Annotated in this window: 11 protein-coding genes; 2 read left to right on the top strand and 9 right to left on the bottom strand. The window is 42.6% G+C overall.

Annotated features, from left to right (window positions below):
• Together I595_RS04920 and surE are read right to left on the bottom strand one after the other, a co-directional pair.
• Entirely contained in the window at nucleotides 1–291 is a 291-nt protein-coding gene (locus tag I595_RS04920) for a hypothetical protein (protein ID WP_054558277.1), read from the bottom strand.
• On the bottom strand, nucleotides 281–1,060 hold the full coding sequence (gene surE / locus I595_RS04915) for a 5'/3'-nucleotidase SurE (RefSeq protein ID WP_054558276.1): 780 nt from the start codon (nucleotides 1,058–1,060) through the stop codon (nucleotides 281–283). The genes I595_RS04920 and surE overlap by 11 nt, the downstream gene beginning before the upstream one ends.
• Nucleotides 1,061–1,242: 182 nt before the next feature.
• Between surE and I595_RS04910 the strand changes: the two genes are divergently transcribed.
• Entirely contained in the window at nucleotides 1,243–3,426 is a 2,184-nt protein-coding gene (locus I595_RS04910) for a carboxy terminal-processing peptidase (protein ID WP_054558275.1), read from the top strand.
• A 33-nt stretch (nucleotides 3,427–3,459) separates the two neighbouring features.
• On the opposite strand, the gene I595_RS04905 is transcribed toward I595_RS04910, so the two are convergent.
• On the bottom strand, nucleotides 3,460–4,434 hold the full coding sequence (locus I595_RS04905) for an L-threonylcarbamoyladenylate synthase (RefSeq protein WP_054558678.1): 975 nt from the start codon (nucleotides 4,432–4,434) through the stop codon (nucleotides 3,460–3,462).
• A gap of 144 nt (nucleotides 4,435–4,578) precedes the next feature.
• On the opposite strand from I595_RS04905, the gene I595_RS04900 reads away from it, so the two are divergent.
• Entirely contained in the window at nucleotides 4,579–5,346 is a 768-nt protein-coding gene (locus I595_RS04900) for a DNA/RNA non-specific endonuclease (RefSeq protein WP_054558677.1), read from the top strand.
• On the opposite strand, the gene rodA is transcribed toward I595_RS04900, so the two are convergent.
• From rodA to purH, 6 genes are all read right to left on the bottom strand, one after another.
• Nucleotides 5,343–6,623: a rod shape-determining protein RodA gene (rodA, locus tag I595_RS04895; protein WP_054558274.1), complete on the bottom strand. Its 1,281-nt coding sequence runs from the start codon at nucleotides 6,621–6,623 to the stop codon at nucleotides 5,343–5,345. The genes I595_RS04900 and rodA overlap by 4 nt on opposite strands.
• Nucleotides 6,613–8,481, bottom strand: a complete 1,869-nt coding sequence (locus I595_RS04890; protein ID WP_054558273.1) for a peptidoglycan D,D-transpeptidase FtsI family protein — start codon at nucleotides 8,479–8,481, stop codon at nucleotides 6,613–6,615. Before I595_RS04890 ends, rodA begins: the two co-directional genes overlap by 11 nt.
• 18 nt (nucleotides 8,482–8,499) lie before the next feature.
• A complete protein-coding gene (locus tag I595_RS04885; protein ID WP_054558272.1) occupies nucleotides 8,500–9,009 on the bottom strand; it encodes a hypothetical protein in 510 nt (169 codons plus the stop codon).
• Nucleotides 8,999–9,814 carry a rod shape-determining protein MreC gene (gene mreC / locus I595_RS04880; RefSeq protein WP_054558271.1) on the bottom strand — a complete coding sequence of 272 codons (816 nt, stop codon included), beginning with the start codon at nucleotides 9,812–9,814 and terminating at the stop codon, nucleotides 8,999–9,001. Before mreC ends, I595_RS04885 begins: the two co-directional genes overlap by 11 nt.
• 40 nt (nucleotides 9,815–9,854) lie before the next feature.
• Nucleotides 9,855–10,883, bottom strand: coding sequence for a rod shape-determining protein (locus I595_RS04875; protein WP_054558270.1), 1,029 nt, complete (start codon nucleotides 10,881–10,883; stop codon nucleotides 9,855–9,857).
• Nucleotides 10,884–11,009: 126 nt separating this feature from the next.
• Nucleotides 11,010–12,542 carry a bifunctional phosphoribosylaminoimidazolecarboxamide formyltransferase/IMP cyclohydrolase gene (purH, locus tag I595_RS04870; protein WP_054558269.1) on the bottom strand — a complete coding sequence of 511 codons (1,533 nt, stop codon included), beginning with the start codon at nucleotides 12,540–12,542 and terminating at the stop codon, nucleotides 11,010–11,012.
• Between the last annotated feature and the right edge of the window lie 69 nt (nucleotides 12,543–12,611).

The following is a 12,611-nucleotide window of genomic DNA, read 5'->3' as shown; positions in this document are numbered from 1 at the left end:
TCAAAATACTTTGTAGTAGAGAATAACCAGCGCAGTAAGTATGGTGGCTATCATTACGCCCCTTGCCCTGTAATCCCGCCTCAACTTTAAAAATCCGAAAAAGGCTACCAAGTTTAAAATGGCGCCCAGGGCAAGTAAACTGCCAATATGTTCTTGGGCAATGGCCGCTTTAAACGTATCTGCAATACCAAGGTCAGAAAAAAGTACCACATAGATTAAGGTGCCAATGGTGTTGGCAATGATGCCCACCAAAAAGCCGATTATAATTTCTTTGTTTGTATTAGTCTTCAAAATTCCAGGTATTTAAGGTGGATATAGCGTAATGTGCGGTGAGGTCAAACTGTGTGGGGACAATGGAGGCATAGCCGTTGTTTAAGGCATGGATATCCGTATCCTCGCCTTTGTCCAGTAAATCAAACTCCCCGGTTAACCAATAATATTCTTTACCCATTGGGCTTGTTCTTTTGTCAAATTTCTCTTTCCAATTGGCCTTGGCCTGCCTACAGATTTTAGCCCCTTTTAGCGGTACGCCATCGTATTTGGGGTAATTGACATTGAGCACCGTACCGCGGGGGATACCGTTTTTTAGTGCGGTACGCACAATTTGTTTGACAGATTCGCTTATTCCTGTAAAATCTGCGTTCCAACCGTAGTCGCATAAGGAAAAACCAATGGCGGGAATGCCTTCTATGCCGGCTTCAACGGCGGCACTCATGGTACCGGAATAAATGACGTTGATGGACGCATTGGACCCGTGATTGATACCACTGACCACGATATCTGGTTTTCTTTGCAATAACTCCTGTAAACCAAGTTTAACACAATCGGCCGGTGTGCCACTACAGCTGTACTCTTTTGGAGCTCCATGTTCCCGATCAATGACCACTTTTTTGGAGTACAAGGTGTTGTCTAGGGTGATGGCGTGCCCCATGCCAGATTGCGGACTGTCCGGTGCCACCACTACCACATCGCCCAGTTCATTCATCAATTGGATCAACAAGCGCAATCCCGGAGCCGTGATACCGTCGTCATTGGTCACTAAAATAAGAGGTTTGGACATATGGTATAATTAAAGCCGCAAAAATACGTTTTTCATAACGATGGGCTATGGAGACCGTTTAACAAAATATTAAAAGACACGTCCAAAGCTGGCATGATTTTTTCAGTATCTTAGGGAATTGAATAAGAAAAGATAGATTCTCAACTGGGAAAATGAAGCATTAAAGTCCCAAAAAACATCCTATGAAAAAGAACTTTGTACTTGGCCTTTTGGTCATTCTTATTGCAGGCGCCTCATGCAGTTTTACCAACAAGTCCATCGCCAATGACGACAAGGATAAATTGTTGTTGGATTTGATTACTTATGTGCTGGAAAGGGCGCATTTTGAGCCTAAGGATATTAACGACTCCTTTTCTGAAAGCGTTTACAACGATTTTTTGGACATCCTAGACCCTACCAAACGTTATTTTTTGGAAAGTGACATCCAGGAATTTGAACAGTATAAATTTCAGATAGACGACCAAATCAAAAATACGGAGGTAGATTTCTTTAATTTGGTGTATGGCCGATTGATGAGCCGTATGGATGAGGCCAAGGAAATCTATGCCGATATTCTGGCAAAGCCATTTGATTTTTCCAAGGACGAAAGCATAAACATAGATTACAAGGACGTGCCTTACGCCTCCACGAAAAAGCAATTGAAAGAGCGGTGGAGAAAGCAGTTAAAGTACAATGCCATTGCTATTTATGACGGAAAATTAAAACGGAAAGAACAGGCGGAAAACCCTGATAATACCAAGGATAAGGAGGGATTGGACCAAGCATTTTTGGAGAAACAGGAAGAGCTAAAAAATAAAACGCCCAAGCAACTAGAGGAGGAATCTAGGGAAAGCACCAAAAAAACCTTGGACGATTTTTTTGATTTTGTGTCCACTCTGGAGCGGGAAGATTGGTTTGGCCAGTACATCAACACTATTGTAGATGAATTTGACCCGCATACCCTATATCTCGCCCCGGACGACAAAGAACGTTTTGATCGCGATATTTCTGGTAAGTTCGAAGGTATTGGGGCAAGGCTCCAACAGAAACCAGAGGGGGCAAAGATTGTGGAAATCATTTCTGGCGGTCCGGTCTGGCGTGCCAAATCCATTGAAGTGGGTGATGAAATCCTAAAAGTTGGACAAGATGGTGAAGAGCCCATCAATATTGTGGGCATGCGCCTGGATGATGCCATTAAGCTTATCAAAGGCCCTAAAGGAACCGTGGTAGACCTAACGGTAAGAAGGGTAGACGGCACCATAGAGGTAGTGTCCATAACCAGGGATGTGGTAGAATTGGAAGAATCTTATGCCAAGTCTGCTACTGTAATGGATGAGAATGTAAAATTTGGACTTATTCAATTACCAAAGTTTTATGTAGATTTTGATGACTATACGGAACGCAACGCAGCTACAGATGTGGCCAAAGAGGTAGAGCGCTTAAAGCAGGCGGGAGCGGAAGGCCTAATTTTAGATTTGCGCGATAACGGTGGGGGTTCCTTAAAGACCGTGGTAGAAATGGCCGGGCTTTTTATTAAAGACGGACCCATAGTACAGGTAAAATCTTCCATGCAGGAAAAAGAAATACATGAAGACAAGGATGAGCGCATCCAGTGGGACGGTCCTTTGGTGATTTTGGTCAATGAGCTATCCGCCTCCGCATCCGAAATTTTGGCCGCTGCCATGCAAGACTATAAAAGAGCCATTGTTTTAGGGAGCAAACAAACTTTTGGTAAAGGTACCGTGCAGAATGTGATTGCTTTGGAAAATATTGTTCGCAGCAGCGAACATGGGGATTTAGGTGCCATTAAGCTGACTACCCAAAAATTTTATAGAATTAATGGAGGCTCAACCCAGTTGGAAGGGGTCAAAAGTGATATCGTGGTTCCGGACAGATACAGTTATATCGATTTGGGGGAACGGGATCAGGAGAACCCACTGGCATGGGATAAAATATCCCCGGCAAGCTATCAAGTATGGGATGGCTACATAGATTACGATGGTATCGTGGAAAGAAGTACCAAACGCCTTGCCAGCAAGGAGCAAATCAAGCTTATAGAAGAAAATGCCAAATGGTTGCGTAGCCAACAAGACCAAACCACTGTGCCCCTAAACTATCAGGCTTACAGGGCGGACCAAAACAAAAACAAGGAAAAATCCAACTATTTTAAAAAGTTATCTGAGTATGACTCAAAATTAACCTTTGAATCCCTAAAGTACGAACAGGAACTGTTTACCAAAGATTCAGTTTTAAGGGAAAGAAGGGATCGTTGGCATAATGATTTGGCAAAAGACGTTTATGTAGAAGAAGCAATCAACGTATTAAAAGAGCTTAAGGCCAATTCCCTAAAGAACCCTGCTACCAAATTGGCCAGCGTTAAAGGGTAAGGGCAAAAGCAAAAAAAGAAAAAAGCTCCATGTTTATGGGGCTTTTTTTTTGATACCTCCCGTAGCCCTAAGAATGCGATCGTTTATGGCTTTACCAATACCGAAATCAGGAGCTTTTTCAATAATAATAAGGTCAAGGCCTTTTGTGTCCATCTGATGCATTGCACTGTAAAGGTTGGAGGCAGCTTCAGGTAAATGACCGCCAATGGAAAGGACAATCAGATGGTTTAATCCTTTTGTTTCCATTTTGGAATCCAAGGCTATGACACCAAAGTTGGTGTCTTTGTGTTCTTCAATGGTAGCCACGAGGTCTTCCGTGATAAGGGTTCTTGTGTGGGGGGCGTAATGGGAGGACAACATTCCCGGTGCTTCAATGGTTTTGGTGGTATGCGTCCTTGGTATACTGTGTAATACCTGGGCAATGGCTTCCTCCGTAATGGTTCCCTTTCTATAAACGGTGGGCCTACCTTCCCCATCCCATCCAAAAATGGTAGACTCCAAACCTTGGTCACACGGGCCTCCGTCCAAAACCAAGCTCACCTTATGTCCAAGTTGGCGCGTTACATGTTCCGCTGTGGTTGGACTTATGTAACCGGACGGATTGGCGCTTGGCGCTGCCAGCGGATAAGATAGCTGCCCCAAAAGAGTGAGCGTAAGTTCATTATTGGGCACCCTAATGGCCACCCGTGGCAAACCAGCCGTAATTCTGTCAGGCACTTTTGCTGATTTTGGTAGGAGTAGGGTAAGTGGCCCGGGCCAAAAAGCGGCTGCCAGTTTTTGAGCCTCCTCGGTGATGTCCAAGATATAAGGTGTAGCAGCCTCCAAAGATGCAAAATGAAGTATAACAGGATTGTTGCTAGGTCTTCCCTTTACCTTGTATATTTTATCCACAGCTTCCAAATTGGTGGCATCAGCAGCAAGCCCGTAGACTGTTTCCGTAGGTATGGCAACCAGTTCACCCGCATCAAGAAGTTGTTTTGCCCGCGCAATGAGGTGGTTTTGTTTCATAAAAAATGCATCAGGCAAAGCTAATTGGATTTCCGCATAACGCAAAACAGGGGAGCCTTCAATAAAATGAAAATACTATAGTATCTTTTAGGCCTAAAATAGGATTTTAACGTGAGTAGAAACAAACGCATCTATACCGTCTTAATGTTGCTTTGTGTAATTGTGTTTTGGTTGGTGGAGAATTTTTACACTCCAGCACCATATTCTCCCGACAAATCTTCTGGACAATTGCCTTTTAAAAGCGGTTTATTGCCTGCTTCAACCACTAACGCAGTTGTCATGCACGAGTATTACATGTTATCCTATAGCGAGGAACACGAACAGGCAGAATGGCTGGCCTATGAGCTAAAAAAGGAACAGCTCACCTTGGATGATAGAAAGCGACCCTATTTTATTGAAGACCCTAAGGTTAGAAGTAAGTCTGCCGACTGGCGCAACTATAAAGGTTCTGGTTTTGATAGGGGCCACCTTTGTCCGGCCGGAGACAGAAGGTTTTCTAAATTGGCTTACAATGAGACTTTTTACACTAGTAATATTGCCCCGCAAGATCGGGATTTTAATGCGGGCTTGTGGAACAGGTTAGAAATGAAGGTTAGAAGTTGGTGCAAACAGCATGGCCATCTGTACGTGATAACGGGCGGGATATTGGAAGATGGGCTTCAAGAAATAGGTGAGGAAGATGTTGATGTACCCAATTATTTTTACAAAATAGTATGCCGGTTTGATGGAAAACGGCCAAAAGCTTTGGCATTTATTATGCCCAACCGGGAATTTGGCAAGCCACTGGAAGGGTTTTTGGTTTCCGTGGACGAGTTGGAAAAACGAACGGGAATAGACTTTTTTTACCAACAATCGCAGGAATGGCAGCAGACCGTAGAGTCCAAAGTGCGAACCAATGGATGGGACTTTTAAACCTCGTTTAAACGGGAAGTATCCATTTTAAGAAATACAAAGAGCATGGCCGTAAAGAACAGTAATCCAGATCCACCATAGCTAAAAAACGGCAATGGGATTCCAATAGTGGGCAGCAGGCCAATGACCATCCCTATGTTTACAAAGTAATGTACCAATAAGATGGAGACAATACCGTAACCGTACATCCTACTGAAATCTTTTTTTTGTCGCTCTGCGAGATGTATCAACCTAAGAAATAAAATGCTAAATACCACTATGATAAGGGCAGTTCCCAAAAATCCCCATTCTTCCCCAACGGAACTAAAGATATAATCGGTGTGTTGTTCTGGGACAAAATCCCCTTTGGTGCGGGTTCCCTCTAAGAATCCTTTCCCTAAAAATCCACCGGATTCAATCGCCTTTTCTGCCTGGTAGGTATTGTAGCCTATGGTCTTTTTAATTTGTTCTAATTTTGCCGGGTCATCCTCCAGTCCCAACCACAAGCTAAAACGATCTCTATGTCTTTGCTCAAAAACATTCTCAAAGACAAATTCTACGGAAAGGGATAGGAGTACGGATAGCACAAGAAAAATGGCCAAAGGAAGCTTAGGGATTTTTACATTATTTCGTTTCACAAAGAAAAATAGGGATATGAGCATTCCCAGTCCTATGCAGACCCAAATAACCCCAAATTTTAGCGTACAAACAAACAATAGTCCAAACAGTAGCGCAAAGCCCAGGTATTTCAGGGGAAGCCCCTCCCTAAAAAGCACAAACATGAGGGAGAAATAAATAAGTGCGCTTCCTGGATCTGGTTGGGGAACTATGAGCAGTATTGGTATGACAATAATTAGGATGGCAAAAAGTTGATGTTTGGTCTGCCGGATATCTGTCTGTATATCACATAGGTATTTCGCCAGTGCCAAGGCTGTGGCCATTTTGGCAAACTCGGAAGGTTGCAGGTTAAAAAAACCTAAACCATACCAAGATGTGGCACCTGCTATAGTCTTTCCAAAAGGATAAAGCCCAATTAGTAGCACGATGGAAAATAGGTAAAAAAGACTGGAAAAGCGTTCAAAAAAAGAGGTTTCAAGAGACAGGATAATCACTACCAAGGCCATGGAAACCATGATGAAAAAAAGTTGTTTTCCGTAGAGGGTGCCAAAATCAAATATGGAGTGTTCAGCTTCCGTTAAGGTGGTACTGTAAATGTTGACCCAACCAAAAAACACCAATAGGAGGTACAAAAAAACCGTAAGCCAATCTAACCGCCTAAGGACACTTTTACCAGACATGTTCGTTTATCTTGAAGGGCTCCCCGCTTAAGGGCTTTGCATATTCATGCTCCAACGTTTTTTCCAGCATACGCTTTTCCAAATCCTTACGGGTAATTTCTCCCTTCAGGTATTTCTCAATCAACAACGAAGCAATGTGCCCAGCATACCTGGCACCGTAATATCCGTTTTCTATGTAAACCGCCAAGGCAATCTTGGGCTTATCTACGGGCGCAAATGCCACAAAAATAGAATGGTCCGTTAGCTGCATCCTTTCGCCATTGATGCGTGTAAAATTTTCTACGGTACCTGTTTTTCCTGCAATTTCTATTCCGGGAACTTGCAATCTTCTAGCAGTTCCATATTTATAAACATTGGCCATGGCCTCTACAACAGGGTCAAAATGTTTTTTATCTATGGTGGTATGCCTTGGTTCGCTGTACTTGGGATCAAGGTTGCCGTTGTTTCCTATTTTTTTGATGATATGGGGTGTATAAAAGTGTCCTCTATTGGCAATTGCAGCCGTCATATTTGCAAGCTGAATAGGGGTGGCAGCAACCTCACCCTGGCCAATGGCATTGGAAATAATGTAGGAAGATGCCCATCTGTTATCACCATAGGCCTTATCATAGTATTCTTTGTCCGGAATCCTTCCAGGGGCCCCGGTTGGTAAATCTGTGCCCAAATAATTACCTAGGCCAAAACTTTTCATATGCTTTTCCCAAACATCCTGTCCTTCGTCTGTGGTATTAAATTTCCCATATATCTTTCTGAACGTACCTGCAAAGTAGGCATTGCAAGAGTTGAAGATGCCGGAATTTAAGTCGCGTGACCCTCCACCACAGTGACAGCCGCGTTTGGTTTTACCAACATAAAAACCGTTGTAGCATTTTATTTTGGTATCCGTATCTATAACACCTTCTTGTAATGCAACCAAGGCATTCAAGGTTTTAAAGGGGGAACCTGGTGAGGGTTGTGCCAAAATGGAACGGTCCCATGTGGGTTTTGCAATACTGTCATAATGTAATTTGCTGTAATTCTTGGAGCGTTCCCTGCCTACCAAAAGCGCAGGGTCGTAAGTAGGGCCCGAGATCATGGTAAGGATTTCACCTGTTGCAGGTTCAATTGCCACAATACCGCCTCTTTTTCCATGCATTAACCGTTCCCCATACTCTTGTAGATCTTTATCTAGGCTTATATGCAGTTCCTTTCCCAACTCTGGAAGGGTATCCAATGCCCCATCCTTGTAAGGCCCAATATCTCTGTTGAACCTATCTTTTTGAAGGTATTTTACCCCTTTACGCCCTCTAAGCAGGTCTTCATACTGTTTTTCAATTCCAGTTCTTCCTTTAAGTTCCCCAGCGACGTAATATTCATTGTTTTTTAGATCCCATTCGTTAACCTCACTAATGTAGCCCAGTACATTGGCCGCACTCTTGGTCTTGTAATCCCGTAGCGTGCGTTTTTGAATGTAGAAACCTGTATACTTCCGCATCTTTTCCTGTAAACTTGCATAGTCCTCTTTTGCAAGTTGGGGGACCAAAACAGATGGCAACCTTGTAGAATAGCGCTTTGCTTTGGACATTTTTTTAAGGAACTCTTCCTTTGAGATTTTCAATAGTCTACAAAATTCCAAGGTGTCCAGCGCTTTGGTCTCCCTTGGGATAACCATAACATCATAGGCGGGTTGGTTCCCCACTAACAATTTCCCATTACGGTCATAGATGTATCCTCTCTCTGGGTAGTCATAAACCGCTTTAATGGCAGGATCCTCCAAAATTTGGTTTGGGGAAAAACTAAAAATTTGCAGATATGAAAGTCTTCCGATAAAAACAAAACCAACAAGAACAATGATGGAGGATAAAAGTACTTTTTTCATGTTTTTAAGGCTTTCTGGTTATTCTTGGTTTTTGCTAAATAGAACAATCAATAGGCTACAAAATAGAAACGTAGCAAGCGTGGTGAATAGTATTTGTTTTAAAATTAAGGTTATATGTGAGAAACTTAAAATTTCAAGGAAAAAGAATACCATGTTTTGCAGTATGATCAATAGGAACAAAAAGGTCATCCTTTGGACAACAGTGGCGTTCTTAAAAGAGAAGTTCTGGAAATCAAAATTAATTCCGAAGCAAAAACGCATCATAAAGGGTCTAAAATATGCAAGGGTGATGGCGGCCAAGGTATGGAGTGCCATGGTATCAGAAAAAATATCAATGACCAAGCCTAGCGCAAAAGCGGTTAGCATAAGGGTAGCGTTGTTCTCCTTTACAGGGTACCAAAAAAAGAATAAAACGTACACCATAGGATTTATGGTGCCAAAAAAGTTCAGGTGGTTAAACACAAGCACTTGTGCCAACACCAAGAGTATAAACCTAGAACTATTTACCAAGACGGGATTATTGAGCATCGATCGTCAATTTTTCGAGTTCCAGAATTTCTTCCCTATTCTTGTTCTTTATGATATATACGGCCCTAATGTTGGCCATATCGTTTATAAGGTCTACCTCAATATCATAACTACTCTGGCTTTGGTTTAGGTTGTAGGTTTTAATGGTCCCAATAGGGATGTTTTCCGGAAATATACTGGACATGCCACCAGTCACTATGGTATCACCGATCATTACTGGAACCGATCTGGGGATATCAATTAATTGGACAACCCTATAATCCCGTGCATTCCATTTTAAGGAACCAAAGTAATCTGTATGCTTAATTTTTGCGTTGATGGATGATTTTGTGTTCAGGATACTTTGTACGGTTGCAAAATTATTGGAGGTGTTTTCTACGACCCCTAAAATTCCTTGGGAGGTAATGACCCCCATGTCTTGTTTTATCCCTGATTTTTCGCCGGCATTAATGGTAAGGTAATTCCTTGCAAGCGCAAAGCTATTTTTGATGACCTTGGCGGACTGGACCTCAAATTCCATGTTGGATGGAGAGGTAAAGTTTGAATCTGATTGTTGGTTGTAGAGTAGGAATTTTAACCGTTCATTTTCTTTTATCAGTTTTTTGTTTTCTGATTTTAAACTAAAATAGTCGGTAATGTCAGCTTTTGTATCGTATAGACTGCCAGACAGCCACTTAGAAGAATTAAAGTACTTGGAATGGTGATAGGTATGTGATTGTATAGTGAAAACAAGGCCGATAACGAACAGCAAGACATACAGGAAGGTGTTTCTGTTGTCTAGAATAAAATTTATTATTCGCTGCATTTCATTGTGGTAATGGCGATTAAAACACGGCTAATCCTAGCTATTTTATCAAAATATTCTTGTAACGTTCTAGGTTTTTAAGTGCAATTCCCGTACCGCGAACAACGGCCCTTAAAGGGTCTTCCGCAATGTAGACCGGTAAATCGGTTTTTTGTGACAACCTTTTGTCCAAGCCACGAAGCATGGATCCACCACCTGCTAGATAAATCCCCGTATTGTAAATGTCCGCAGCCAGCTCTGGTGGTGTTTGGGAAAGCGTTTCCATTACCGCATCTTCTATACGTAAGATGCTTTTATCCAGCGCCTTGGCAATTTCACGATAGGAAACATGAACTTGTTTTGGCTTTCCAGTAAGAAGGTCCCGCCCTTGGATGGATTTATCGTCCGGTGGTGTCTGTAGGTCTTCCGTAGCAGAGCCAATTTCGATTTTTATAGCTTCGGCCGTGGTTTCGCCAACATACAGGTTGTGCTGGGTACGCATGTAATAAATGATGTCATTGGTGAAAACATCACCTGCAATTTTAACCGATTTGTCACAAACAATACCACCAAGTGCAATCACGGCAATTTCCGTGGTTCCCCCACCTATATCAACAATCATGTTGCCTTTTGGCTGCATGATATCCAAACCTATACCTATGGCCGCGGCCATAGGTTCGTGGATAAGGTAAACTTCTTTGCCATTTACACGTTCCGCTGACTCCCGTACGGCCCTCATTTCAACCTCGGTGATACCTGATGGGATACAAATCACCATTCTTAATGCCGGTGGGAACCATTTTTTCTTTAAGGCAGGAATGTTTTTGATGAACATATTGATCATCTTCTCAGATGCATCAAAATCTGCAATCACACCATCTTTTAGAGGCCTAATGGTTTTTATGTTCTCATGGGTTTTGCCTTGCATCATATTGGCCTCTTTGCCCACGGCAATGATTTTCCCGGAAATTCTATCTCGTGCTACAATGGAAGGGCTATCAACAACTACCTTATCCAGATGGATAATCAAGGTGTTTGCGGTGCCAAGGTCAATGGCAATTTCCTCCGTCATGAAATCAAAAAATCCCATAAAAGTCTTGGTTTGTCAGTTTAAAGGTAAATTTTATCGGTAAAAGTAATGAAATGAGCATTATAAACCAGTACCCCTACCGAAATGTTTGGCCAGTATGTACAATCCCTTAAGCTGTTTTTGGATTTAGTGTTTAAAGTGGCGTGTTCCCGTCATGACCATGGAAACTGCATTGGCGTCGCAGTACGCAATGCTCAGTTCGTCCTTAATGGAGCCTCCAGGCTGTATTACACTTGTAATCCCTGCTTTATGGGCAATTTCCACGCAGTCCGGAAATGGAAAAAATGCATCACTGGCCATCACGGCACCCTTAAGGTCAAAATTAAAGGTTTCTGCCTTATGGATGGCCTGGTTCAGCGCATCTACGCGGGAAGTTTGCCCGGTGCCACTGGCGCACAGCTGTTTGTTCTTGGCAAGGACTATGGTGTTGGATTTGGTGTGCTTACAAAGTTTTGAGGCAAAAATGAGGTCCTCTAATTCTTGGGCAGTTGGTTTCATGTCCGTAACGTACTTAAGGTCTTCCAAGGCATCTGTTTTTCCGTCCTTGTCCTGGGCCAGAAAACCGTTTAAGCAGGTCCTTACCGATCTCCCAGAAAGTTTCGTTGGTTTTAAAACCAAGAGAATACGATTTTTCTTTCCCTTTAAAATTTCAACCGCATCGTCAGAAAAGCTTGGGGCTATCACCACCTCACAAAAAAGTTGGTGAACCTCTTCTGCCGTTGCCTTGTCAATCTCCGTATTGGCAATCAAAATACCCCCAAAGGCAGAGACTGGATCGCCTGCCAAGGCATCAATATAGGCTTGGTGAATGGTTTCACGTTGCGCCAATCCGCAGGCATTATTGTGTTTTAGAATGGCAAAGGTGGGTGGCTCACCAATAAATTCGTTCATTAAAAGCACCGCTGCGTCCACATCCAGAAGGTTGTTATAAGAGAGCTCTTTTCCGTGTAACTTGGTAAACATGGCGTCAAAATCACCATAGAAAAAACCCTTCTGGTGTGGATTTTCACCATAACGCAACCCCTTGCCATTTTGCTCACTGATTTTTAGGGCGGTTTCCGTTTCGCTGGTATTGAAATAATTAAAAATTGCGGTATCGTAATGTGAGGACACGTTAAAAGCCTTTGCAGCAAAACGTTTACGGTCTTCTAAAGTGGTTGCACCTTGCCCTTTGGAAATGACGTTGAGAAAATCCCCATAGTCTTCCATGGAAGAAACACAAAGCACATCTTTAAAGTTTTTGGCAGCAGCACGGATCAAGGAAATACCCCCAATATCTATCTTCTCAATAATATCCTGTTCTGGGGCACCACTTTCCACCGTTTTTTCAAAAGGATATAGATCAACGATGATAATATCCAATTGTGGAATGTCAAACTCGGCCATTTGCGCCACATCACCTTCGTGGTCTTGACGGTTTAAAATACCCCCAAATACTTTGGGATGTAGGGTTTTTACGCGTCCGCCAAGAATGGAAGGGTAGCTGGTTACCTCCTCAACCGGGACTACATCCACACCTAGTTCACGGATAAACTTTTCTGTTCCTCCGGTAGAATATAGGGTAATGCCCAATTCATCAAGTTTTTGGATAATGGGTTCCAGTCCATCTTTATGGAAAACGGAAATAAGGGCGGCAGTTGCTTTTTTTTGGGTGCTCATGGAAAACAGCTTTGAAAAATAAGCCCCAAAAATACTTTATTTAACCCCCGATTAAACCTTGGGTTATTA

The organism is Croceitalea dokdonensis DOKDO 023 (genome assembly GCF_001306415.1).
GTDB classification, from domain to species: Bacteria; Bacteroidota; Bacteroidia; order Flavobacteriales; family Flavobacteriaceae; genus Croceitalea; species Croceitalea dokdonensis.
This window is presented reverse-complemented; position numbering and strand designations above follow the sequence as displayed.